This window comes from Neobacillus sp. Fa239, assembly GCF_055395235.1.
Map to the genome: position 1 here is coordinate 1,746,199 of NZ_AP041611.1, position 25,451 is coordinate 1,771,649.

The following is a 25,451-nucleotide window of genomic DNA, read 5'->3' on the forward strand; positions in this document are numbered from 1 at the left end:
CACGAATAGATAGTTAAAACGAAAAAACACTCACAAATGTGTTAAATTTGTGAGTGTTTTTTGTGGAGAAATAGATAGTTTCGAATTTATAGCACCAAACTCGAATTATCTGATTTTACAATTATTTTTACACATATTATGATTGACCTGAGGAAGTTTTACATAGAGAAACTTAACATACGGGGGTGGAAGGAATGAAAATCGTAGTGGCGCCAGATTCGTTTAAAGGGTCCATTTCGGCCCGTGATTTGTGCCGTTCCATACGAAATGGGATTCTTTCCGTCGATCCATCAGTTGACGTCATTGAGCTGCCTTTGGCTGACGGCGGTGAGGGCACATTAGAGAATATGGTTTATGCAACAAATGGAAAAACATACGAATTCGGGGTAAGAGATCCTCTTGGGAGGCCAATCAAGGCTTGTTATGGAGTTTTGGGTGACGGTCTTACGGTTGTCATTGAAATGGCACAAGCATCCGGTCTTCCTTTACTTAAGGAAAATGAAAGAAATCCTCTCATTACAACCAGTTATGGTACAGGAGAGTTAATTCGCCAGGCTCTGGACTCAGGATATCGCCGCTTTATCATTGGACTGGGTGGCAGCGCCACGAACGATGGCGGTACTGGTATGTTAAAAGCATTTGGTGCTAAGTTTTACAATCATGAAGGGACATTGCTCCCCGAAGGCGGTGCATCATTGGAAGAACTTTCACTTATCGATATATCCGATATGGATCCAAGGTTAAGAGAGTCCCATTTTACCATTGCCAGTGACGTTATCAATCCATTATGCGGGCCGAACGGGGCATCAGCAGTTTTTGGGCCGCAAAAAGGAGCCACAAGGGAAATGGTTGAATGCTTGGACAAAGGGCTCTCCCGATTCGGGGAGATTTTCTTTCATCAATCGGGTGTCGATGTGCGGGACCTTCCAGGTAGCGGTGCAGCTGGCGGAATGGGTGCAGCGTTGATGTCATTCCTGCAAGCTGAATTTAAGCCTGGAATCGAGATTGTAATGGAAGCAATCGATTTTGACACTCATATTCAGCAAGCCGATCTAATCATTACCGGTGAAGGGAAACTGGACAATCAAACCCTATCAGGCAAGGTCATTGCCGGTGTTTGCGGAAAAGCATGTCTATATCAAATTCCTGTTATTGCTTTATGTGGAGGAATGGAACTATCGAGCGAACAGATGGATCAGATTGGCTTGAAAGCAGGTTTTTCCATCGTGCCCAAGCCATGCAGCCTTGAGCAAGCGATGGATCATGCAGCTATTTGGGTTCAAGACCGGGTAGAGCAAATCATGCGCTTAATAAAGATATGTCTTTAAAAATTGTCAAGGAATTAACGATATTAATAAATTCTTAAAGAATAACCCATAGGTTAATGAGAGAAAAACCGTTTATAAAAAATAAAGATAAAATGGATTACCAAATGTTTATTTGGTTATCCATTTTTATTTTTAAAAAGAATAGTAAAAATATAAACAATCCATTCTTTAGAATATTTAAAGTATGAATTTAGCATTATTATTAGGATGGTCAATATATCCCGTTTCATCGGAATGTCTAAATGGGCTATAATTAGGAAACAGTAAAGTTTTCCTAACAATTTTCTTTTATTTTTTCAGCTCTTTAATAGAAAAAATTGCAGGAAAAATGAGGAGTGGTGAGAATGGCACGTGTTTTATTTATTAACGGCGGGTCAGAAGGACATATCAATCCAACGATAGGAGTTGTGCAAGAGCTTATTTCGCGTGGAGAAGAGGTCGTGTACTTTACGATCGAAGCTTTTCGCGACCGCATTGAGAAGGCAGGAGCTACGGTTAGGACAATTGACGGTCAAAAATTTATACAAGCCTTTCTCTCAGGTGGAAGAAATTATTTACTCGAAAGAGTCAACGGTCTTTTACGAACTGCAGATATCGTGATACCAAGTGTATTGGAGCAGATCGAAGGAGAACATTTTGATTATATCATCTACGATTCCATGTTTGGTTGTGGAAATTTACTTGCCCAAATTCTTAAACTTCCGGCCATTAATTCTTGTACTTCTTTTGCGCAGACACAAGCATCATTTGAAAAAACATTGGAACAGCTTTCTAAAAACATTCCTGCAGAAATATACGATGAATTTCACCGTCTGACGGAAGTGGTGAAGGAAAAATATGATGTAGAGATTCATTCTCCTTACGAAGTTTTTTGTAATCCAGCACCACTTACAATCGTATATACAACCAAGGAGTTTCAACCTTTTAAAGAAGCATTCGATCATTCATACAAATTTGTAGGTCCATCGATTGCTTCACGTTTCGAGCAGGATCATTTTGATCTTGAAGATATCAAAGGAAAAAATCCTATTTACATTTCGCTCGGGACCGTTTTTAATCGTGCTGTTGATTTTTATAAGCTTTGTTTCGAAGCATTTGGAAATAGCGATCAAACGATGGTCATGTCGATTGGAAAACAAACTCAACTGATTGATTTGGGGGATATACCCGAAAACTTCATTGTGAAAAATTATGTTCCACAAACGGAGCTGCTGAAATACACGAAGTTATTTATTACTCATGGTGGAATGAACAGTACCCAAGAAGGTCTTTATAACGGGGTTCCGCTTATTGTCATTCCACAAAACGCGGATCAGCCAATCATTGCCAGACAGGTGGCCAATATCGGAGCCGGTATTCAATTACAAATGCAAAACTTAACTGCCAATAAACTGCGTGAAGCCGCAGATCAAGTATTAAACGACCCATCCGTCCATCAAGCTATTGCAAAAATACAGGAATCCTATCAAAAATCAGGTGGGTATCAGCAAGCTGTGGATGAGATTTTTACATTTAAATGTCAATATAATATATAAAACGGGGTCAGTCCCCCGTCGAATTAACGCTTTAATTTGGCGGGGGACTGACCCCTGTTTTAATTTTAATTCATACTTTACAGATAGGAATTATAAGTTTATAATGAAATTATTCAAATAATTTAAATGTAATCAGATCGGTTTAAAAGTTGTTGTTGTCAAAGGAAGTTTGTTATAAAACTGAAGGAGTGTTTCTGATGAGAAATAAGGATGAAAAAAAGCGTCAAAAACTAATCAATAAACTAATATTTTTGAATGTTTATAACAAAGAGGACCAACAGCTTTATGAGATGAAACTTTCGAAATTAGAATATGAATATAGGAGATACAAATTACAAAACCATCCGCATGGTGAGTTTGGTTCCATTCAATGGGTATAAAAGGATACGCTTGCAAGAATGCCATTACTGTAAAGAATAGATAGTTAAGTTAAAACGATAAAACACTCACAAATGTTGTGAAAACAGCATTCGTGAGTGTTTTTTTGTGGTGAAAAATCAATTATATTTTTAATTACTTTTTAATTTGAAAGTTAATCTTCCATTGTCCTTTTTGATTAAGAATGGCATCTGTATAAAATTCTACATTAGAAATGGCAGGTCTATATTGAGGCAAAGCTACCTTTACTGCACCTTGATATTTCTGATTGCTTAATTTTTTATGCCAAGTGTTATTTCCTTGAACGAGATGGTTTCCTATAGAGAAATCCGATTTTTTTAAAACACTTGTCCCATCTGCCTCCATCAGTTGTCCTGATTTTGATTGTACTGTATAAAACACTACCATTTCTTGGCCGTAGTTCTGTATGGCATAGTTATTAATAGTAAGTATTATGCCATGATCTTCTGCAGAACCGAGAAAATTTTCCGATTTAGCCATTGCACTTTGAGAAGTAACCAATCCAAAACCTACTAGTAGGAATAGTAATAAGATAAAACTACTAATACCATTTGTACATTTAGCGAAAAACTTCATTTGACCACCATCCTGAAATTTAAGTATTTGGGGATTAATGTATAATCCGGTGTTTCTTGGTTTTATGACCATCCTCATATATAAATTGCCTCCATTTTTAGTAAATATTCTTAAATCCAAAACGCTGTATAGAATAGAAAAATTTAAGGTACCCTCTTCCTCTTTTTTTGCATAATTAAGGAAGGTTTTACTCAATCTAGAAGTTGAGGTGGCTCCAAAAAAATTAGTTTTCTCATGCAGGGGGAACTTCAAAAACCTAATGAAAGAGGCCATTAGGGGAACAGATTGACCACCTTTGAAAACCCTTGAAATTATAGCATAGGAGGTCTTTTCTTGAGGCTTTACGGAAAAGAGATAGGCGTAGCTTTCTTGGCAATGATGTTAATTGTTGGCTGTCAAACAAAACAAGAGAATAAGCAAAAAACTAAAACTGCCAATAAACCTCCCGCCAAAGTTACAGTAGATACCGGCTTTCCAATTTGGGGATATAACGATCAACAAACCCGTCATGTCCCTTATAAAGAAATTACAAAAGACAATGTTAAGGATTTAGGAATTGTCTGGCAGTCAGATTTAGCTAATTGGGAAAACAAAGTTCCAAATGCCTCGGAGGATTACCCGGTTGTTAAAGATGGTGTCATGTATGTAACAACTTCCTTTAACCGAGTGTTTGCCATCAATGCCTCTAATGGAAAAAAGATTTGGGAGTGGATTCCGCCGAAAGATGTTCTAGACCATCTTGCTAAAGCGGACCTCAGCCTTTTAGAGGTTGTTGCCAGCCGAGGCGTAGCAGTTGCCGATGGGAATGTTTTTGTCCTTATGGCGGATAATCGTTTAGCCAAGCTTGATGCGAAATCCGGAAAATTAATTAAGATGATTAATTTTTGGGATACCATGAAAGGGGTTACACTTGAAAACAGGTATTATGAAACTTCGGCGCCTATGTACTACAAGGGCAACATCTATGTCGGGAGCAGCGGAGGCGATAATGGTATTCGCGGTTTCGTTATGGCCTTCAGAGCAAGCGATCTGAAGCCGGCCTGGAATCAACCATTCTGGACTGTTCCTGAAAAAGGAAAGGGCTGGGTGAAGGGTAAATATACCGGGGGCGGCGCCGTCTGGAATCCGATGTCTTTTGACCCGGAAACCGATATGATGTATTTCGGCGTAGGGAACCCGGCACCTGACTTTTTTATAAAAGCTCGCCCGGGTAAAAACCCTTATACTGATTCGGTCGTTGCGCTTGATAGTAAAACAGGTAAATTGATTTGGGCAAAATCAGAAGTTGAACATGATGAGTGGGATTACGATGCTGCCTCCACTCCGATGGTTCTAAATGCTACGGTTAGCGGCAATAAGAAAAAGGTCGTCGTTCATGGAGGCAAGAACGGAAAATGGTTTGCATGGGATGCGAAAACGGGGGAGACCATTTATGATGGGGTTCCATTTGTAAAAATCCAGCATACGCCACTGCCGACGGATACAAGTAAAGCGTTACCCCAATGGCCAGGGGTTGAAGGCGGGCAAAATTACGCACCAGAAACGTATGACCCTGAATCTAATTATGTCTTAATTCCGGGTATTAACATGCCCTCTTTAAATATTGCCGCAAAAAATGAACAAGAAGTTGACAAAAAAAATGGTTTATTTCCGGGAACGGAGATGTCACTTACCCCTAAAGGTGTTGAAATCTCCGGCACGATTACGGCCATCGATGTGAATACCGGTAAGAAAGCCTATCAGATCAAGACGAAGCAACCGATGCGCGGTGGTTTTACGAGTACGGCTTCAGGACTTGCCTTTTATGGGGCTTTGGACGGAAGTGTTAGCGCTATGGATATCAAAAGTGGAAAAGTGTTATGGAATATGAAGAGCGGTGGAGATCAGATCATGATGGCGCCAGCGATTTATATGGATAAAGGGAAACAATATGTTGCCTTCGTTACCGGTACGAAAATTGTTGCTTATGGGCTTGGCGGTAAAGAAAAGGTCATTCCTGAACAAAGTCAAGGTTCAGGGAAAACCGATGATGCGAATCATGGAAGCCACGGTAATAAAGAAAAACCGAGGAAGCAACCGGCTAGTATGAACGCCGAATCTATTTACAAAACGAGCTGTATTTCTTGCCATGGTGCAAATCTGGTAGGAGGGGCCGGTCCTAATCTCCAGCATGTCGGTTCATCCATGACAGAACAGGATATTGTTAATCAAATTATGAACGGTGGCGGGCGTATGCCGGGAGGTCTCGTTAACGCAGATCAAGCGAAAGCATTAGCAAAATGGCTGGCCGGTAAGAAGTAACAATATCGAATCACAAAGATAATTCTTTATGCAAAATATATAAAAAAACCTGAGTTCGACATCATCCGGACTCAGGTTTTTTTATTTAAGTTTAAAAGGGAATACCGCTACGTTCTTGTCCGTTTTTGCTAAATATTGCAAAACTCCGTAATATTTTTGGACAACTTCAAGTCGAAATTCTAGTTATTTTGGTTATTCCCCAAACATAAGATATTTTTGAAAGGGAAAATCAGACACTGAGATAAAGTCAAAATACACAGTGACATGAAAGGGGGGTAAAAACATGTGGGTGAAGCCTGAGTATAAAGTGATTAATACATCTTCTGAGGTAACGATGTATTCCTACATTGGCAAATAACATGACTCTGCTGTCTCTGGTACATGCTTAAATGGTTTTAAAAATCAACGAAGGATGTGCGGATGAGAATGAATCGTTATGTAAAATCATTGATAGGCGCGATTATTGGTTGTGCAACAGCTGGAGGGTGGCTGGTCGTCGACCTCCTGACTCCTGAACCAATCGGAGACTATATCCTATATCCCCTCATGGCTTTGGTCAATATTGTTATTGGGTGGCAAGTAGGAAGATTAATTAGTAAACAAAGGGATAATAGCAGGAAGGAAGTTGGAATCTCCCGTGAAAGGACTGAATCCAAATTAGAATTAGAGTCCTAGGAACAGCAGCAGGAGGGGGATTTCCTCAGTGGAATTGTGCTTGTTCAAACTGTCGCGGTGTCCGCGAAGGAAATGAAGCATTTATACCGCTATTACAATCCTCTCTTGCTGTAAGCTCCAATGATAAGGATTGGTACCTCATCAATGCTGGCCCGGATGTTCACAAGCAAATTGAATCATTTGCTTCGCTGCATCCGGGCCCTGGAATTAGAGAAACACCTCTAGCCGGTGTTATTCTTACCGATGCCGAGCTCGATCATACGATTGGGTTATTGTCATTGCGCGAGGGTTCTTCAATGACCATCTATGGCACTGGAACTGTAAAGACATGTCTGCAAACCGCTTTTCCCGTGTTCCCGATGCTCAAAAACTATTGCACTTGGGAATGGCAGCACCTTCACCCTGATTTCGTGCAGAGGATAGGGACATCAGGGGAAGCAACAATCCTCGTAGAGACGGTGCCGGTTTCAAGAAAACCGCCGCTTTATGCCTTGTCAAACAAGTTGGATGATCCCCTGGAAGATTTTTGGGAGGTTGGATTGGTTCTACGGAATGAAAGCACCGGCAGAAGTCTTGCCTACTTTCCTACATTAGTAAACATCACTCCAGAAATAGAAGCCTGTTTGCGGAAAGCTGATGTTTTGATGGTCGACGGAACTTTTTGGTCCGAAGAAGAACTGGTCAAGATGGGCGCAACTAAACGCAGCGCAAGTAACATGGGGCATATACCCATTAGTGGTGAATCGGGTATCGCGGAGATGTTAGCATCATTTCCAGCAGAACGAAAAATCATGATTCACATTAATAACAGCAACCCTATTCTGAAGAGGGATTCAATGGAAAGGTATATATTGGAACAAATGGGCTTAGAAATTGCCTTTGACGGTATGGAAGTGGAGGTGTAATCATCTTGAAGCAAGGTGAGGCAGTAAGTCAAGAAAAGGTAGAGGTAAAGCCTTGGACGAAGGAAGAATTTACAGAAAAATTAAGGGATGTAGGACGCTCTTTCTATCATGATAAACATCCTTTTCATCTAGCCATGCATCAAGGAAAATTAAGCAGGGAACAAATGCGCGGATGGGTGGCCAATCGGTACTACTATCAAAAATCAGTTCCGATTAAGGACGCAGCCATCTTGTCGAACCTGCCGTCAAGGGAACTGCGTCGTGAATGGATTAGGCGGATCACTGACCATGACGGTACTGATGGGGAGGAAGGCGGCATTGAAGCATGGCTGCGGCTGGGAGAAGCAGTCGGTTTGTCCAGAGAAGAAGTTCTGAGTGAGGAGCATGTTGTACCCGGCGTTCGTTTTTCTGTTGATGCCTATGTTAATTTTGCGCGGACAAAACCGTGGATTGAAGCGGTGGCTTCCTCTTTAACTGAATTATTTTCACCGGATCTCATCTCGAAGCGAATGAAATTCCTGGAACGATTATATCCGTGGATTGACAGGAGGGGTTTCGATTATTTCCAAAGTCGCTTGACACAAGCACCACTCGATTCGGATTGCGCCCTCAGATTGGTTTTAACGCATTGTCAAACGGTGGAAGAGCAACAGAGGGCCGTTGACGCACTAAAATTTAAATGTGATGTATTGTGGGTGCAGCTTGATGCTATTGAAAAAGCTTATCCCTCTATAACCTGAACGTGTGTTTAAATTAAAGGTTCTCTTATTATTCATTGTTGATTTTCGTGTAGGTAGGAGAATCCATAAGCGGAGAATTTCCGGCTAAAGTGGATAGAGAGGGCTTAAGAGGCAGATATAGGCGGAGATATTCCGATTAACTGCTCTAAATAAGACAAAATCCAATGGTTTTGATCATATAAACGGAAAAACTCCCTTTATTTTTAAGGAAATACAGGTATTTCCCGATTTAAACGGAATTTTACGGTTATTTTTCAAACACAGTGAAATCAACTTTTAAGGTAGAGCTAACTAAAAAGGAGAGAATGAATGATGGGTGGTGGAGCCAATTTTAACTGCTAGCTTTCCAAAACTTGCGGCAAAGGCCCGGCTAAAATTTGATAAGGTGAGAGAACAGCATCTCCTTTTGCTGCCGGAAAAGGTTGTGGTCCTAAATGAAACTGCAGCGTCGATCCTTACTCTTTGTGACGGGAGTCAATCGGTGAACCACATCACTGAAAAGATAAGGAACTCACTCGAGGCAGACACAGAAGGAAGCGCTCCAGATGCTCTGCCCGAATTGAAAGCGATGGCAGCAGACATTTCCGAGTTTCTTCGGGAAATGGAGGATCAAGGATGGGTGGTGATGCAACATCATGACTCAATCGATAACGAGGGATGTTAACCCCCCATATTCGCTCCTTGCTGAAATGACTCATCGCTGTCCTTTACATTGTCCTTATTGTTCAAATCCGTTAAAAATGTCATCACAGGAAATGGAACTTACAACCGAAGGCTGGTATCGTGTCCTAACGGAAGCTGCCGATTTGGGAATCGTAGAAGTCCATTTTTCAGGTGGTGAGCCACTCTTACGCGACGACTTGGAAGACCTGATTCGACATGCTCATTCATTAGAGATGTACACCAATCTCATTACAAGCGGAATAGGCTTAACAACGGAAAAGGCAGCACGACTGGGAGAAGCTGGTATTGAAAATGTGCAGGTAAGCTTCCAGGCGGCGGATCAAAAGCTTTCGGACCTTATTGGCGGATATAAAGCATTTGAGAAGAAACGGCAAGCAGCCGCGGCAGTCAAAAAAGCCGGATTGCATTTGTCGTTAAATGTAGTATTGCACCGGATGAATCTCGATTATTTACAAGAGATTATTAATCTAGCAGAGGAATGGGGAGCTGAACGGCTGGAGCTCGCGAACACCCAATATTATAATTGGGCATTGCTCAATCAGGCACAGTTATTACCCAGCTGGGATCAGGTCAAGCGCGCCAGTGAAATCTATGAATCTGCAAAAAAACGCCTTGAGAAAAAAATGGAAATGATTTGGGTTATTCCTGATTATTATGCGCCGGCACCTAAGCCTTGTATGGGGGGATGGGGGGAAATCGGTCTTACCATAGCACCGGATGGGACAGTCCTTCCTTGCCCAACCGCAGGGATGATTGAAGGATTACGTTTTGAAAATGTCCGTAAGGCATCTTTAAGACAGATTTGGTATGAATCGGATTCCTTTAATTGTTTCCGCGGTGATGCATGGCTGCCCGAACCCTGTCTTTCCTGTGAACAAAGACACCAAGATGGTGGAGGCTGCCGTTGTCAAGCTTATGCGTTAACCGGGGATGCTCATGCAACGGATCCAGTCTGCCAATGGGCCCCAAAACATCATTTGATTGAAAAAGCGATTAAGGATGCCAATCGCCAACCTTTGAAACAGGCAACATCCATTATCTATCGGAGATTTTCGACGGAAAAAACGTTTCAAAAATAAATAAATGTTAACTTGGTGCTAAAAGGGTCCTGTACATAACCTTTAGCACCTTTTTTCATTTGTTAGGCATTATGGTGACAAGCTTCCATAACATAAACCGATAAAGGATTGTGAATAAATGGAAGTTTAATTTGGAACTCTTTTAGTAAGGTTTTCTATTTGCTAATGTTGGTTAATACCATGCACCTCTATGAAAAATAGAAAAGAAGTGAAAAGAATGAAGTTTAAGATTGTTACTAAAGAGTATGAAAAAGCTGGAAAAATTCATCCGATGGCCAGAAAACTGATGCTGGTCAATGCCTTACGAAGTATTGGACAAGGTATGCTGGTTGTTGATCTATCACTATATCTCGATGCATTGGGATGGAGCACAGCCGCAATTGGAAGTGTGATTGCTGCCGGAGGTTTACTCGGAGTGGGACTAGCACCCGTAATCGGTATTTTTAGCGATCGTTTGGGGAGAAAACCCTTTATCCTATTTTCTGAGCTATTAACAGCAGGATGTGCGTTGATTGGGGTATTATCAACAGACACGATCTTGTTGTTTATCGCAATCACCCTATCTGGCTTTGGGAAGGCGGACGCTGGTTCTCCGAGTCCTTGTGCCCCCGCAGAGCAGGCCTGGCTGGCGGCCTTTATCCCAAAATCCGAGCGTGGAAAGGTTTATAGTCTGAATAATGCCCTTAGCTTTTTTGGAATGGGAACAGGTGCCGTGCTTGCCGGTACCACGGCCTTATGGAATCAAATCCTTCTTGGGGGATCTTCTTTTCGTCCTATTTTCTTATTTATCTTTGTTGTATCACTTGTTACCACGTCACTCATTTTAACTATTCACGGAGGGGAAGCTGAAAGACATAAAGCTACCCCAAAAGAGGATTCAGGGATCCTCTTACGTGAAGAAAATTCTGCGGTCTTGAAGCTGGCTGGTATCAATATTCTGAATGGGATTGCTATCGGACTTACGGGGCCGATGATGGCTTATTGGTTTTCGGCTAAATTTGGGGCAAGCATTACTCAAATCGGAAACACCTTGGCTGTCACTTTTTTCGCGACGGGTGCGACCTCGATTTTACAAGCAAGATTATCCCATAAACACGGGACAATCCGATCCATTGTGCTGGTTCGTTTCATAGCAAGTCTGCTTTTGATCTTGATGCCCTTACTATCCTCCTTTGCTCTTGTATCTGTTTTGTATATCATTCGAACGGCTTTAAACAGAGGTACACAGGGGGCACAGCAAGCCTTGAGTGTCAGTTTGACTCGAGATAGGCGCAGCGGTTTCGCTTCAAGTATCAACGTTTTTTCATTAAAATTGCCCACATCCATCGGACCGTATTTCACCGGCTATCTTTTTGGATTAGGTTCACTGTCCCTGCCTTTTTACATAGCTTCTGGCTTACAATTCAGTTTTGCTTATTTATATGGAAGAATCTTCAGCACCTATGAAATTCGTATGAAATCGCATGCTTCTACTGGGGGATGACCTTTCACATAAACTCTTGGACATTTGGAAAAGAAAATACTTCTATTCTCTTATAAAAATTGAATCTATTTCCATTTTCGTTATAATAAGAAATAGAAAGTTGTATCGTGCACACTAAATAATAAAAGTAATTACAGAAAAATAGGAGAGGATTGGAGTATGTGTGCATCCATGCAACTAAATGCAATTATTAATTATTTTTAAGGGGATAAAAACATGTCGAATACAATGACGAATCGTAAGATGGTAACAGTTGCTATGCTTGTTGCCATTCTTTTGGTTGCCATTGATGTCACTGTTGTCAGTACGGCGATGCCCAAGATTGTCAGTGATCTTAGTGGTTTGGAATTAATCAGCTGGGTCTTTGCGATCTATACTCTTACAACATCTGTAACAACACCGATTTACGGGAAATTAGCTGATTTATTTGGACGTAAGAAAATTTTTATGACTGGGGTCATTTTGTTTGTGCTCGGCTCCATGCTGTCTGGTGCCGCCCATACGATGACCCAATTAATTTGGTTCCGTGCTTTTCAAGGCATAGGGGCAGGAGCGGTCATGCCGTTAACCTTTACAATTATCGGTGATCTCTACCCAGGTGAGCAGCGGGCAAAAATGCAAGGTGTGTTTAGTTCGATCTGGGGAATTGCAGGTCTTCTTGGCCCGTTAATTGGCGGCTTCTTTGTGGACCAAATCAGCTGGCGCTGGATTTTCTATATTAATTTGCCGGTTGGTATCATTTCAATCGTGTTAATCTCTATCTTTTTCCATGAGACAGTTGAATTGAAAAAGGACCGTAAAATTGACTACCTTGGAGCAATCACTTTTACAATAGGGATTTCAACTCTTTTATACGCTCTTCTAAATGCTGGTCCAGGTCAGAAATATGCTTGGAATTCAGCATCGATTTATATATTATTTGCTGTTGCGGTGGTCTTTATTGTCCTCTTTGGCTATATTGAAACAAAAGTAAAAGAACCGATGCTTCCTCCATCGTTATTTCGGATTCCAGTTATCTTGGTTTCCAATTTCATTGGAATTCTGTCGAGTTCTGTCCTCATTGGCGTGAATGTTTATTTACCAATGTGGATCCAAACCATTCTTGGCCACAGTGCAACGAGCTCTGGACTTACGCTAATGCCAATGTCGTTTGCATGGCCTTTGGGAGCGACATTTGCCGGACGTTATATGTATAAAATAGGTTCAAAGTTTACAGCCGTCCTTGGTTCCGTCTTTATTGCGCTCGGGGGAACATGGTTACTGGCCCTGGAACTCGGATCCCCTTATTGGTATTTTGTTGGAATTATGATCGTTATTGGTATTGGTATGGGTTACGCAACAACGCCAACGACTGTTCTTGTCCAATCGGCGGTTGGCTGGCAAATGCGCGGAGCGGCAACCGCTTCAAACACATTTACCCGTTCCATTGGTCAAACCGTTGGGATTACGGTATTTGGGACTATATTTAACAACTCGCGCATTAATTATGGAAAAGAACATTCGGGCGGTGCATGGAGCGGAGGCGGCAATATTAGTAATGTCTTAAGCTCAAATACCATCAGTAAGCTGCCAGCTAATGTTATTGAAATGATCCATAAGGCGCTCGCCCATGGGTTGCATCTCGTATTTATTCTTGTGTTTTTCCTCGGGATTGCAAACCTTCTTGTTTCTCTGTTCCTTCCGTCACACAAAAAGGTATTGGAGCAACAAAAGCAAGTCCAACACTAATGTCGAACTAAAAGTCGCCAAATCTTTGGCGGCTTTTTTTTATTTTGCCGGAAATCGCCTCTTTTTTAAACTTTTTACATAAGTATTAATATCATCCTTTTATTGGATTTCCATTGGATGAGTTACGTAAACAATGCGGGAATAGAAGGTGATAACAATAGAAGCGATCGTCCTGGCTGCTGGCTATTCCAGCCGAGCAAATGCATTTAAAATGACTTTACCACTGGGGCAAATGAGCATATTAGAGCAAACGATATCAAAATTTGAAGGACTATGCAGCAGGGTTATTGTCGTAGCTGGGTTTCAAGCGGACGTGATCGAGGCGGAACTTGAAAAAATTCTTCATAAAAAGGCATACTCTTTTAAGATAAAATTTGTTTTCAATGAAAACTTTCACCAGGGAATGTTCAGTTCCATTCAAAAGGGCTGTAGCGAAGTACATGCACCAACCTTCTTGTTCACACCCGGGGATTGTCCCCTTGTTAAAAAAGAAATCATTCAAATGCTAGCCGAACACGAAGGGAATGTCGTGATACCCAGCTTCCATTATAAAGGCGGTCATCCTATCAAATTATCAAACGTAGTGAAACAGAAAATTCTTGAGACCCGTCCAGAAAGTAATTTGCGTGAGGTTCTCACCTGTTTCGAAAAGAAATATGTGAATGTAGATGACCCGGGAGTCATAATGGATGTGGACACACCAGAGGATTACCAAATCGCGATTGAGTATGAAAATGCCTAATTTTAAAAATGAATCATAAATTAATATTTTCCTATATAAAATCGTAGGAAGAGGTATCGATGAAAAAAATGAGTCGAAGGGTGTTGTTGCAATGAATCTAAGAGACATTAGCATCTCTGTGCCCAAAAAAGACCATAGCGGCAAAGTATCGGGCCAGTTGGCCTATATTAGTGATGTGAAAGTTGAAAATATGGTGTATGGTGTTTTGGTTCGGTCGCCCATTGCTTATGGGAAAATCATATCCATTCAATTACCAGACCTTCCGGAGGGGTATGAAGCGGTTGGAGCAGAGCATATTCCCGGACCGAATTATGTCAAAATCATCAAAGAAGACCAGCCCATTTTTGCCAATGAATGGGTTCAATATATTGGTGAGCCGATTCTCATGCTTGTCGGAAAAGACCTGAATATCTTGTACGGTTTGGTAAATGAAGTGAAGATTGATTTGGAAGAACATCAGGGTATTTATACATTGGAAGAAGCGATCCAACAAAAATTGGCTTCCGGGTTAACTATGGCAAGCTACGAATTCGGCGAAAGCTTAGAGACCATTTCAGCAATCGAGCAGGGAGCACATCAGATTATCGAAGAGGAATATGATACGGGTTATCAAGAGCATGTCTACCTTGAGCCACAAGGAATGCTCGCCATTTATAAGGAGGATGAAATTGTCGTCCAGGGATCGATGCAATGTCTTTATTATATAAAAAATGCATTGCTTAGTGCTTTAGCATGTGGTGATGATGAAGTCAGAGTAGTGCAAAGTCCTACAGGCGGAGGGTTTGGCGGCAAAGAAGAATTTCCTTCGATGATGGCCTGTCACGTAGCCGTGGCTGCAAAAGCAGTCAAAAAATCGGTGATGCTTGTGTTCGACCGTTCTGAGGATATGGTGGTGACGACGAAAAGGCATCCAGCCAAACTCAAATATCGAACAGCCCTTGATCAAGAAGGAAATATTTTGAGCATGTGTGTGGACATTTATCTTGATGGCGGGGCGAATCTGGGGTTGAGCAATGTCGTGCTGCAGCGTGCCTTAATCAACAGTGCCGGAGTTTATAAAATCCCGCATTTTCATGCAAGAGGGTATGTTCTTAAAACGAACACCGTTCCAAACGGCGCCTTCAGAGGCTTTGGTGCTCCTCAAAGCTTTGCCGGAATCGAAAGTCATATGGGACATCTAAGTAAACGTGCTAACCTTGATCCGCTTGACTATAAAAGAAGATACCTCGTCAAACAAGGAGACTCCACCATCACCAAAGGAAAATTCCGAGACCCAATATTAATGGAAGAGATGATTGAGGATTTACTCAACACTTCCCAATACAAAAAGAAAAAAGAGGAGTTTCACCGTTTGAATCAACAAAACCAGCGTTATAAAAAAGGAATCGGAACTTCGCTGTTCCTCCACGGGTGTGGCTTTACAGGCAGCGGCGAAAGAGATCATATTAAAGCAACGGTCAAGTTGGTTAAATCAAAGGACGACCATGTCTCGCTAAAAATCTCCAATTCTGATATGGGACAAGGCATTTATACCACACTTAGTAAAATTGTTGCCAAAGAATTAGATCTCCCGTACGAAAAAGTTCTGTACCCAGATCCCGATACAAAAGAGGTTCCCGACTCCGGTCCAACCGTAGCGTCCAGGACGACGATGATTGTCGGAAAATTGCTTCAACGTGCCGCAAAAAAATTGAAGGATCAGTGGCAAACAGGTCAGGAACAGGAAGTATTGGAGCACTATGTTCACCGGGAAATGATTCCTTGGGATGAGCTGACCTTTACTGGAGATGCCTACCCGGCATATTCATGGGGTGTGAATATCGTTGAAGTAGAAGTGGATACGGTAACCGGAAATGTAAAGTTATCAAAAGTATACGGCAATTATGAAGTGGGAAAGGTCATCGATGACCGGATTATGAAAGGCCAAATTGATGGCGGTTTAGCTCAAGGGTTAGCGTACGGTTATCTGGAAAAGATGACGTCAAAACAAGGTAGAATCCAACAAAAAAGCATATCGGATTATGGACCGCCGACTTCATTAGACGTGGTTCCAATCGAAAGCAAGGTCTTTGATAACCCCTATGCGGATGGTCCATATGGAGCAAAGGGTGCAGGTGAATTGACGTTAATCGGCGGCGCCCCGGCCGTCCAGGCGGCGATCGAGGATGCAATGCAAACTTCTTATCAGCAAATTCCGATCACACCTGAAGTCATTATGGAAAGCCTTTGGAAGAAAGTTGGTGAAGAAGAATGATTACATTTACTCTGAACGGAAGAAAGGTAGAAACGGATGCCCCTGCCACAGAAAGATTACTTGATTTTATACGAGATGAGTTTCATTTAATCGGTACAAAGGAAGGCTGCGGTGAAGGGGAATGCGGAGCCTGCAGTGTTTTTGTAAATAACCTCCTGCAAAACAGCTGCCTGATACCGATTGGCTCGATTGAAGGAGCCGAAATTCAAACGATCGAAGGTCTCATGGAAACGGAACAATTTAAGATTTTAGATGAGAGCTATTCCACTGCCGGAGGGGTGCAATGCGGTTACTGCATTCCTGGGATGGTCATGGCAAGTGCTGCCTTATTATCGAAAAACCCTCATCCTTCGGAGGCTGAAATTCGTGAAGGGATTTCTGGAAATCTGTGCCGATGTACGGGTTACAATATGATCGTGGATGCGATAAATCATGCCGCAAAAATAGGGGATGGCTTATGGCAAAGAAAATAACCACCTACCGCTTCGAACGTTTGGACCAAACATTGGACCAAATGAACAAAGAAGACTGTGCCATCTTGGCCGGTGGCACCGATCTTATGGTTCTTCACAAAAGTCGAAGGGGAGTTCCTCCGAAAATTTCGAAACCGATTGTTTTTATTGATCATCTTTCTGAGCTAAAGCAGGTATATCAAAATCAGAACCATCTCCACATCGGTGCCTGCTGTACCTATAGCGAATTGCTTGAGAACCCGCACATTCCAAACCCATTAAAGAACGCAATCAAAACGATTGCCGCACCGGCTATTCGAAACAGAGGGACATTGGGAGGGAATATTTGCAATGCTTCTCCGGCTGGTGACACACTGCCATTATTATATGTATACAACGCGAAGCTATTGCTGCGCTCGGTTAAAGGTAATCGCATCGTTCCGATTAGTGATTTTATCCAAGGTCCACGAAGGGTCAGTCGGGTTCACAATGAAATTTTGGCTGAAATTATCTTGCCGTCTATATTGGAAGAAGGAACTAATGTCGTATTTGAAAAGGTCGGGAACCGCAACGCAGATGCCATTGCCAAAGTATCGTTTGCCGGCTATATCCGGATAAAGGATGCTCGAATCGAGGATGTTCGTTTTGCCTTCGGGGCGGTCGGACCTACGATGGTTCGGTCCATTGATATTGAGAAAAAGCTGCATGGAATGACTTTTCCCTTAACAGATGCTGACATCTCTCAGGTTGTGGGAGCCTTCGAAAAGATCATTCAACCAATCGACGACCAGCGCTCCACCGCTTTATACAGAAAAACAGTCGCCTTAAATCTTTTACGTTATTTTCTTAGCAGGAAGCAATATCAATAAGGTGGGAGCTAATTATGTTACTAATGGAAAAAGTGGCCATGCTGACGCGTCAAAACGAAACCTTTGCATTAGCCATGATTATTGAATCACAAGGCTCAACCCCCAGACATGTTGGAAAAATGATTGTATACCGTGATGGTACGATTGAAGGCACTGTCGGCGGGGGATTAGCGGAACACTATATCATCCAAGAGAGTGTAAAAGCACTTGAAAATGGTCAATCGAAAATCGTGGAATACAAATTGAATCGACATGCAAAAGATGGAATTCAAATGAGCTGTGGCGGAACACTCAGGGTATTTATTGAAGTTTATACAAGCAGGCCTGAACTTGTTCTGGCTGGAGCCGGTCATTTAGCCTATGCACTCTCAAAGCTTGCTGATTTCCTTGAATATCCCTATTGCATTGTCGATGACCGCGTTGGTTATAGTACGAAGGAACGCTTTCCTAAAGCGACGAACCTCTTCGTGAACGAGGATATTGGAGAGGCTCTGCTCCAAGCCAACTTAAACGAAAAATCATACGTGGTCATTGTGACAAAAGATGGGGATGATAAAGTATTAAAGACAGCCCTGCAATTTCCGATTGCCTATGTTGGCATGGTCGCCAGCAAGCGAAAGGTGATAACCATTTTTGAAAAATTAAAAAGTGAAGGCGTCACACAAGAACAGTTGGAGCAGGTTCATTCCCCAATCGGAATGGAAATTAGCGCTGAGACAACAAATGAAATTGCCGTCAGTATTATTGGGGAAATCATCAAAGTAAGCAGAGAAAACAAATCTATCAAAGTGAAACAGGTTAATAGATAAATAAATAGAAGAAGAAGGGAAGGGTATATCGTATCTCCTTCAGCAAAACAGGAGCTTGAGTTCAAGATTGGATCCGGCGAGAAGAAAAGAGAAAACCAACAAGGAGTGTATAAAAAAAGATGGAGTCCTTGCAGGCTCCATCTGCTCATGAAAGAAACAGCTTTTTTATCTCTCTATAATTTTCATAAGCAGTTTATCTGGACTAAGTGTGATCATCGGGATTAACTTCACTTCATCCCTGTTTTCAAATCTAAATTTTTGTCCGATTGTAGCTAAAATTAGGACAGCTTCCATTAAAGCAAAATGGTCCCCAATGCACCTACGACTTCCGCCCCCAAATGGAAAGTAAGCGAATTTAGGAATATCTATTGGAATTCCTTGCTCAAAGCGTTCAGGTGAAAATTCCAGTGGGTTCTTAAAATATTTCTCGCTTCTATGTATGATATATTGGGAATTGATAAATGCATCCCCTTTTTTAAATGCATATCCACCCAGCTCTACATCTTCTGCTGCTTGTCGTCCAATTTGATGAACAGGAGGGAAAATTCTCATAGATTCATGAAGCAATGCTTTAGTATAGGATAACTTTTGATAATCGGCTAGCGTTGGAGTCTTTCCTCTCAAAACTTCTTCTAACTCCCTATGAAACTTCTCTTCTATTTTCGGGTTCTGAGATAATAGATACCATGTCCATGACAATGCATTCGAAGTGGTTTCATGTCCTGCAAAGAAGATTGTCGTGACTTGTTCATAAATCTCCTTATCGGTCATACCTAAACCTGACTCCTCATCTTTTGCATGAAGAAGAACAGATAATAAATCAACATTTTCATCTAAATTCTGTGCTCTTTTCTGTTTAATGATTGGCTCGATAACCGATGCAATTTCTTTGATAATTTCAATCATCTGTTCCTTGATATTACCCACATCCGTTGTACCCCTAAATCCAATACTCGTCAGTTGTGAAAACGTGGAGAATGCTTTATCTACACGAGCAACTTTTTCCTTCTCAATGTGGGCGCCAAACATGGTTTGAGCAATCACATTTAATGTTAATTTCATCATATCTTTAGAAATATCACGTTTTTCAGCGGCATCATTTTTCCATTCATTTAATAAATCCAATGTATTTGCAATCATTGCTTCTGCATATACAGCTAATTTTTTCATAGTGAATGAAGGCTGGATAATTCTACGATCCCGTTTGTGTTTCGAACATTCGCTTGTAACAAGTCCTTCGCCTAACAATGGTTTGAAAAATTCGAAAGAAGCAGCTTTTTTAAATGATTTTTGTTTTGCTTGTAAAACATCCTCTACATACTCAGCATTTAAAATCAAATACCGATTTGTACCGTTTTCAAAAGGCATATTGACAAAATCATATTCTTTCTCGTACTTGTTAGCTAGGAGTTTTAATGTTTGGATTGCCTCTGTTTGATAATTTTGATATTCTTTTTTCTCTGCTGTAATGACTTTTGCTTTTGCTTGAACCTCCATATTCTCTCCCCCTGTCTTATTAGATTTCTTCGCCATCCAAATTAATTTGTTATAACGATGTAAATTATACTATATGTTTCGTATAAGGGATTAAATTCTATTGTAAATATTAAATCTTCACAAGTAGTTTGCAATGATTGCTGTAAAGGAAAATATGAGCTAGTATAAAAAAATAAACGAAAAATATTTAAGGAGATTAATATGAAGAAAACAGTAACAAGCTGCTTAGTAGCAACAAGCCTTTTGGTAGGTGGACTCGTTCCGCAAATACCATTTGGCAATGGTGATAATTCCATTTTGGGATCAACCGTTACCGAAGCAAGTACGATTATTACATACAAAACTACAGAAAATTTAAACATGCGTAAAGGTGCGGGTACAAGCTATGCTCGGATTTTAACCATTCCGAAGGGGAAAAGTGTAACGTACCTCTCAACAAGCGGTAGTTGGTATAAAGTAAAGTATAACAGCTACACAGGTTTTGTAAGTGCAACGTATCTGACAAAGGTTGGTACATCCACGACAACGGCTGCACAATCTTCAACCGTAACCTTAAATGTGCCATATATAAGTCAATTAACACCGACATATGCCCCATTCGGGTGTGAAGGGGCCAGTTTGTTAATGGCATTAAAGTATAAAGGCTATACAAAGGAAAGTTTAAAAAGTTTGCTAGATCAGATGCCTAAAACAAAAAACGATCCCTATATTGCCTTTGCCGGTACACCCTATAAAAATATAAACGGTGTATTTCAATCCATCTTCCCAAAACCGCTTGCAGCTTATGGTCAAAAGTTTAGTAGTAAAGTTGCTAATGTAACTGGGTATACCACCACCCAATTAAGGAAAGAGTTAGATAGAGGAAACCCGGTAGTCGTCTATGTCACACTAAAATTCGCAAAACCAGTTTGGGCAAAGTATTATATGGGAACTGCAGGAAATGTGAATATAGTAGACAATATGCACGTGATGACTTTGATTGGGTATAACAAGAAGACAGGCAGTTACTATGTTGCTGATCCAAACAGTACAAAAACAAACAATAAATATTGGGTGAGTAAAAGTGCTTTTGAAACATCGTATAACGCTTTAAAATATGCGGTGGTAGTAAGATAGAAAACGATTTCGGTCAGTTTGTAGCTTGATTGATGACTGATTTCTTATTTTCAAAGCGTAATCGGGCACTTAGAAGCTTGATAGATGCCCAGTCTCATTTTTTCGAACCGAATTCGGTCAAGTAGAAGCCCTCTAGAAGCCCGGTTCCATGTTTTCAAACCGAATTCGGTCAAGTAGAAGCCCTCTAGAAGCCCGGTTCCATGTTTTCAAACCGAATTCGGTCAAGTAGAAGCCATCTAGATGCCCGGTTCCATGTTTTCAAACCGAATTCGGTCAAGTAGAAGCCATCTAGATGCCCGGTATCATGTTTTCGAACCGAATTCGGTCAAGTAGAAGCCATCTAGATGCCTGGTATCATGTTTTCGAACCGAATTCGGTCAAGTAGAAGCCATCTAGATGCCTGGTTTTATGTTTTCAAACCGAATTCGGTCAAGTAGAAGCCATCTAGATGCCCGGTATCATGTTTTCGAACCGATTACGGTCACGTAGAAGCCATCTAGATGCCCGGTTTCATGTTATCGAACGGATTACGGTCAAGTAGAAGTCGTCTAGATGCCCGGTTTCATGTTATCGAACGGATTACAGTCACGTAGAAGCCATCTAGATGCCCGGTTTCACGTTTTCGAACCGATCTCGGTCATCTAGAAGCTTACTAGATGCCCAGTTCCATGTTTTCAAACTGATTTCGATCACTTCTCTGTTTGTCGCCAATAAGCTTTATAGGTGACACTTTTTTTCTTCATCCCCCGTTTTGTCGCCTAGAGCTAGGTTTGATGCTAGTAATAATTCAATTCCCTCTCTTACATTTCCCAAATCAATTTTTTTATATTGATATATTTTCAGATAACTGCAATAATTAAGAAAAATTAAAATTCATATTGTAGTAGAATTATTTCAGTATCTTTTTTTATGGAGGGATTGTTTTGTCAGATCGAAAATCGGCTCTCATCATTGGTGGAGGAATTGGCGGACTGGTGACTGCACTAAAGCTTCACCGGGCTGGCGTATCAGTGCGTGTTTTTGAAAGTGTGGAAACCATTAAAGCGCTTGGAGTGGGAATTAATTTACTCCCTCACGCCGTTAGGGTCTTAACGGAACTTGGATTGGCTGACGAGCTTGAAAAAACAGGACTGCAAACTGCTGAACTTATGTATGTGAACAAGTTTGGCCAGAAAATCTGGCAGGAACCAAGGGGAGTGGCTGCAGGATACCACTGGCCACAATATTCGATTCACCGCGGACGCCTGCAATTACTGCTATTAAAAGCTGTGATTGATGAATTAGGGGAGGATGCGATTTTAACAGGATATCATTTGCAATCGTTTGAAACCAGTAACGATAAGGTAACTGCCTGTTTCGTCAATCGCAAAACGGGTGAGGTGCTTGACTCTTACAATGCTGACATGATGGTTGCAGCGGATGGAATTCATTCAGTTGTCCGAAAGACGTTTTATCCCAATGAGGGATTGCCGAAATTCAGCGGCCGGATTTTATGGCGCGGGATTACGGAGGCTGATTCATTTTTGAGCGGGAAATCCATGATTATGGCTGGTTACCAGAATAAAAAATTTGTAGCCTATCCTGTTTGCCCGGAAACAGCTAATAATAGGGGACGTGCTCTCGTAAACTGGATTGCTGAATTGGCTGTTGAAGACGAAATGCCTTCTCGTGCTGACTGGAATAAGAAAATCGACAAAGAAAAATTTGCTCCTGCCTTTGCTAATTGGAATTTTAGCTGGCTGAATGTACCGAAGTTATTAGAGGAAACAGATGCTGTATATGAGTTTCCGATGGTCGACCGCGATCCACTGCCACGTTGGACCTTTGGTCGTGTCACCTTACTGGGAGATGCGGCACACCCGATGTATCCAATCGGTTCAAATGGTGCCTCACAAGCGATCCTCGACGCCGATGCTTTGGGAGAGGCTATATTAGCTCATCCGGATACCGAACAGGCATTGAAAGCATATGAAGAACAACGGTTGGAACCAACAGCCAACATTGTTTTAACGAATCGAAAAAATGGGCCAGAAGTGGTTATGCAAATTGTGGAAGAACGGGCGCCTAACGGTTTTGATCATTTAGATCATGTCATTTCCCGGCAGGAATTAGAGGATATCGCCAATCAATATAAGCAAATAGCTGGGTTCAACAAGGAACAATTGAACAAAAAAGCAGGAGTACGGTAATGGTAGAACATATTGTATTGCTGAAATTTTCCCCAAAGACAACGATCGAGCAAAAGGAAGAGTTGATTCGAAGGACTTTGCTATTAAAAGATGTGATTCCAGGGATTATTGATATACAGCAGGGAATCAACTTTTCCAACAGAAGCAAGGGTTATGAAATGGGGTTAACGGTCCGTTTTGAGGACAGTACATCTTTGAAAAACTATGGCCCGCACCCGGCACACCAGGAGGTATTTGCTTATTTGCAGGAGATCGGAATGGTAGAAAGTATTGTTGTAGACTTTAATCTTGAATAAAATTTCTATCATTCACTTTAGTGTTTTAGTAATTGCCTGACTATTTTTTCATTAATTAACCCTTTCAAAGTATTGTAATACCCGTAATAATATTGTAATATTATTGTTATATTAAAATATGAAACATACATATGGAAGAGTCTGTCGCTGAGGGATCATTATGCTCTTTGGACAGACTATTTTTGTTTCCACTATTGAGAACAGGGTGAGTTTTATGAGAAATTCGTTGGCAAAAGTGACAGATACAAAAGAATTTTCCATTTCTAAATCGGGAGTGAAATGGAAATGGATGATCTGCAGTTTTTTGACAATAGCGGTAGTATTGGCGGGTCTCTGCTATTATCAGTCTACCCGGTTTAATTCAGATATAACGATAAATGATATAAATGTCGGTAGATTAACAGCGGAACAAGCATTAACAAAGCTAAATTCAACTGTATTAAAAAACAATATCTTTGTCGGACAAAAGCTCATTTTAGATGGGAAAAATATTAAAAATGTATTTACTGATAAAGATTTATCTAATATTAGGACACTGCAGCATAAACAGTGGACGTTTTTCCCTACCTCAAGGGCAGGAAATTATTCCTTGACGCCAATCAACGATTCATCTCCATTCAAAGCATTGGAAGAACAATTAAAAGAAAAGCTCCTTAAGAAGAATCCGAAAAGCACCCCAAGATGCCATAGCCCATTTGGTCCAGGGTAAAGTCATGATCACGAAAAGTATTGCAGGAAACCAGTATGATGTAGCGAGTCTAGTCAAGCAATTTCAGAAACAAGAATATAAGAGTGAAATACATTTATACCCGGTTTATAAGAAACCAATCAATGAGAGCAGTCCGATTGTAAAAAAGGAAGAGGGAATGCTGCAAGAACTTGCAGCGCGGACCGTTGATTATAAGGTCCAGGACCAAGTTTATTCCTTAAGAGCTGACGAATTAATAAAAAATGCTTATTTATCAAAAGATATGCAGTATATTTTTGATACCGGGGGTATTAAAAATAAGATTGAACAAATTAATGAAAATCAATCGACATTAAATAAAAATTATCCGTTTACGACCCATTCTGGTTCGGTCATATCTGTCAAAGGGGTATCCTATGGATGGGCGCTTGATGTGGCAGCAGAATCTAATCGGATTAAGGATGCCTTTACGAAAGGAGAAGAATCGTTAACTGCCTCTACTATTTACGGCATCGGGTGGAATCATCATGGAATCGGCTATCTTAATACGACGAACAATGGCATCGGCGATACGTATGCGGAAGTGTCGATAAAGGAACAACGGATTTGGCTTTATAAAAATGGAAAATTGGTTGTAACAACTCCTGTGGTTACTGGCTGGCACGGTGTTAATCAAGACACCCATACAGGAGTATGGTATATCGAGTATAAACAATCACCATCCATCTTGAAGGGCAGTGAAGTAGGGAATCTGAATTATCACGTTAAGGTACAATATTGGGCCCCCTTCACGCTCAGTGGTTGTGGCTTCCATGATGCAAGTTGGCGCAGTAACTGGTCAAGCACCGCCTATCTAACACAGGGGTCTGGCGGTTGCGTTAACACCCCAAGCAGTGCAATGAAAACTGTGTATGACAATCTGAGTCAAAATGAACCGGTTGTCGTTTATTAAATTTCAGCATTGTTTATGTGAGTTTTATTGTGATTGATCAAAACTTTATCGAAACCAAAAAAATATAAATGCAGACTCAGGTGAAGATATCCAATTTCTTACTTGGGTCTTTCTTTTAATTTTACCGATTTTAGGAAAAAATTGATGGAACTCA

At 41.1% G+C, this 25,451-nt stretch carries 22 protein-coding genes and 1 pseudogene; 21 read left to right on the plus strand and 2 right to left on the minus strand.

The window, feature by feature from the left end; genetic code table 11:
- The first annotated feature begins 194 nt into the window (after nucleotides 1-194).
- The 3 genes from ACZ5XR_RS08280 to ACZ5XR_RS08290 all read left to right on the plus strand — a co-directional run bounded on the left by ACZ5XR_RS08280 (nucleotide 195) and on the right by ACZ5XR_RS08290 (nucleotide 3,243).
- A complete protein-coding gene (locus ACZ5XR_RS08280) occupies nucleotides 195-1,328 on the plus strand; it encodes a glycerate kinase (protein ID WP_464501187.1) in 1,134 nt (377 codons plus the stop codon).
- 344 nt (nucleotides 1,329-1,672) lie between these two features.
- Nucleotides 1,673-2,863, plus strand: coding sequence for a macrolide family glycosyltransferase (locus tag ACZ5XR_RS08285; RefSeq protein ID WP_464501188.1), 1,191 nt, complete (start codon nucleotides 1,673-1,675; stop codon nucleotides 2,861-2,863).
- Between the two features lie 197 nt (nucleotides 2,864-3,060).
- Nucleotides 3,061-3,243, plus strand: a complete 183-nt coding sequence (locus ACZ5XR_RS08290) for a Fur-regulated basic protein FbpA (protein WP_464501189.1) — start codon at nucleotides 3,061-3,063, stop codon at nucleotides 3,241-3,243.
- Between the two features lie 133 nt (nucleotides 3,244-3,376).
- On the opposite strand, the gene ACZ5XR_RS08295 is transcribed toward ACZ5XR_RS08290, so the two are convergent.
- Nucleotides 3,377-3,916 (minus strand): hypothetical protein, encoded by a 540-nt coding sequence (locus ACZ5XR_RS08295; RefSeq protein WP_464501190.1) that lies wholly within the window; start codon nucleotides 3,914-3,916, stop codon nucleotides 3,377-3,379.
- A gap of 255 nt (nucleotides 3,917-4,171) precedes the next feature.
- Here ACZ5XR_RS08295 and ACZ5XR_RS08300 point away from each other — a divergent pair, with 255 nt between their 5' ends.
- From ACZ5XR_RS08300 to ACZ5XR_RS08365, 14 genes are all read left to right on the plus strand, one after another.
- Entirely contained in the window at nucleotides 4,172-6,139 is a 1,968-nt protein-coding gene (locus ACZ5XR_RS08300; RefSeq protein WP_464501191.1) for an outer membrane protein assembly factor BamB family protein, read from the plus strand.
- Between the two features lie 283 nt (nucleotides 6,140-6,422).
- Nucleotides 6,423-6,497: a pyrroloquinoline quinone precursor peptide PqqA gene (gene pqqA, locus ACZ5XR_RS08305; RefSeq protein ID WP_464502261.1), complete on the plus strand. Its 75-nt coding sequence runs from the start codon at nucleotides 6,423-6,425 to the stop codon at nucleotides 6,495-6,497.
- Between the two features lie 62 nt (nucleotides 6,498-6,559).
- The gene (locus ACZ5XR_RS08310) at nucleotides 6,560-6,814 is read left to right on the plus strand and encodes a hypothetical protein (protein WP_464501192.1); all 255 of its coding nucleotides are present in this window, start codon (nucleotides 6,560-6,562) and stop codon (nucleotides 6,812-6,814) included.
- Nucleotides 6,802-7,719: a pyrroloquinoline quinone biosynthesis protein PqqB gene (gene pqqB, locus ACZ5XR_RS08315; RefSeq protein ID WP_464502262.1), complete on the plus strand. Its 918-nt coding sequence runs from the start codon at nucleotides 6,802-6,804 to the stop codon at nucleotides 7,717-7,719. Before ACZ5XR_RS08310 ends, pqqB begins: the two co-directional genes overlap by 13 nt.
- A 5-nt stretch (nucleotides 7,720-7,724) precedes the next feature.
- Nucleotides 7,725-8,459 (plus strand): pyrroloquinoline-quinone synthase PqqC, encoded by a 735-nt coding sequence (gene pqqC, locus ACZ5XR_RS08320; RefSeq protein WP_464501193.1) that lies wholly within the window; start codon nucleotides 7,725-7,727, stop codon nucleotides 8,457-8,459.
- A gap of 316 nt (nucleotides 8,460-8,775) precedes the next feature.
- Nucleotides 8,776-9,123, plus strand: coding sequence for a pyrroloquinoline quinone biosynthesis peptide chaperone PqqD (gene pqqD, locus ACZ5XR_RS08325; protein ID WP_464501194.1), 348 nt, complete (start codon nucleotides 8,776-8,778; stop codon nucleotides 9,121-9,123).
- Nucleotides 9,095-10,222: a pyrroloquinoline quinone biosynthesis protein PqqE gene (pqqE, locus tag ACZ5XR_RS08330; RefSeq protein WP_464501195.1), complete on the plus strand. Its 1,128-nt coding sequence runs from the start codon at nucleotides 9,095-9,097 to the stop codon at nucleotides 10,220-10,222. The genes pqqD and pqqE overlap by 29 nt, the downstream gene beginning before the upstream one ends.
- A 217-nt stretch (nucleotides 10,223-10,439) precedes the next feature.
- Nucleotides 10,440-11,705 carry an MFS transporter gene (locus ACZ5XR_RS08335; protein ID WP_464501196.1) on the plus strand — a complete coding sequence of 422 codons (1,266 nt, stop codon included), beginning with the start codon at nucleotides 10,440-10,442 and terminating at the stop codon, nucleotides 11,703-11,705.
- A gap of 216 nt (nucleotides 11,706-11,921) precedes the next feature.
- Nucleotides 11,922-13,433, plus strand: a complete 1,512-nt coding sequence (locus ACZ5XR_RS08340; RefSeq protein ID WP_464501197.1) for an MDR family MFS transporter — start codon at nucleotides 11,922-11,924, stop codon at nucleotides 13,431-13,433.
- 148 nt (nucleotides 13,434-13,581) lie between these two features.
- Nucleotides 13,582-14,175, plus strand: a complete 594-nt coding sequence (locus ACZ5XR_RS08345; protein ID WP_464501198.1) for a nucleotidyltransferase family protein — start codon at nucleotides 13,582-13,584, stop codon at nucleotides 14,173-14,175.
- Nucleotides 14,176-14,266: 91 nt separating this feature from the next.
- A complete protein-coding gene (locus ACZ5XR_RS08350) occupies nucleotides 14,267-16,429 on the plus strand; it encodes a xanthine dehydrogenase family protein molybdopterin-binding subunit (RefSeq protein ID WP_464501199.1) in 2,163 nt (720 codons plus the stop codon).
- Complete coding sequence (locus ACZ5XR_RS08355) at nucleotides 16,426-16,902, plus strand: (2Fe-2S)-binding protein (protein ID WP_464501200.1); 477 nt, start codon at nucleotides 16,426-16,428, stop codon at nucleotides 16,900-16,902. The genes ACZ5XR_RS08350 and ACZ5XR_RS08355 overlap by 4 nt, the downstream gene beginning before the upstream one ends.
- Nucleotides 16,887-17,750: an FAD binding domain-containing protein gene (locus ACZ5XR_RS08360; RefSeq protein WP_464501201.1), complete on the plus strand. Its 864-nt coding sequence runs from the start codon at nucleotides 16,887-16,889 to the stop codon at nucleotides 17,748-17,750. The genes ACZ5XR_RS08355 and ACZ5XR_RS08360 overlap by 16 nt, the downstream gene beginning before the upstream one ends.
- 14 nt (nucleotides 17,751-17,764) lie before the next feature.
- Nucleotides 17,765-18,559: an XdhC family protein gene (locus ACZ5XR_RS08365; protein ID WP_464501202.1), complete on the plus strand. Its 795-nt coding sequence runs from the start codon at nucleotides 17,765-17,767 to the stop codon at nucleotides 18,557-18,559.
- 165 nt (nucleotides 18,560-18,724) lie between these two features.
- On the opposite strand, the gene ACZ5XR_RS08370 is transcribed toward ACZ5XR_RS08365, so the two are convergent.
- On the minus strand, nucleotides 18,725-20,056 hold the full coding sequence (locus tag ACZ5XR_RS08370) for a cytochrome P450 (RefSeq protein WP_464501203.1): 1,332 nt from the start codon (nucleotides 20,054-20,056) through the stop codon (nucleotides 18,725-18,727).
- Nucleotides 20,057-20,257: 201 nt separating this feature from the next.
- On the opposite strand from ACZ5XR_RS08370, the gene ACZ5XR_RS08375 reads away from it, so the two are divergent.
- The 4 genes and pseudogenes from ACZ5XR_RS08375 to ACZ5XR_RS08390 all read left to right on the plus strand — a co-directional run bounded on the left by ACZ5XR_RS08375 (nucleotide 20,258) and on the right by ACZ5XR_RS08390 (nucleotide 25,297).
- Complete coding sequence (locus tag ACZ5XR_RS08375; protein WP_464501204.1) at nucleotides 20,258-21,172, plus strand: C39 family peptidase; 915 nt, start codon at nucleotides 20,258-20,260, stop codon at nucleotides 21,170-21,172.
- 923 nt (nucleotides 21,173-22,095) lie between these two features.
- Complete coding sequence (locus ACZ5XR_RS08380; protein WP_464501205.1) at nucleotides 22,096-23,361, plus strand: flavin-dependent oxidoreductase; 1,266 nt, start codon at nucleotides 22,096-22,098, stop codon at nucleotides 23,359-23,361.
- Complete coding sequence (locus ACZ5XR_RS08385) at nucleotides 23,361-23,657, plus strand: Dabb family protein (RefSeq protein ID WP_464501206.1); 297 nt, start codon at nucleotides 23,361-23,363, stop codon at nucleotides 23,655-23,657. Before ACZ5XR_RS08380 ends, ACZ5XR_RS08385 begins: the two co-directional genes overlap by 1 nt.
- A 214-nt stretch (nucleotides 23,658-23,871) precedes the next feature.
- Nucleotides 23,872-25,297: pseudogene (locus tag ACZ5XR_RS08390) on the plus strand (L,D-transpeptidase).
- Nucleotides 25,298-25,451: the final 154 nt, after the last annotated feature.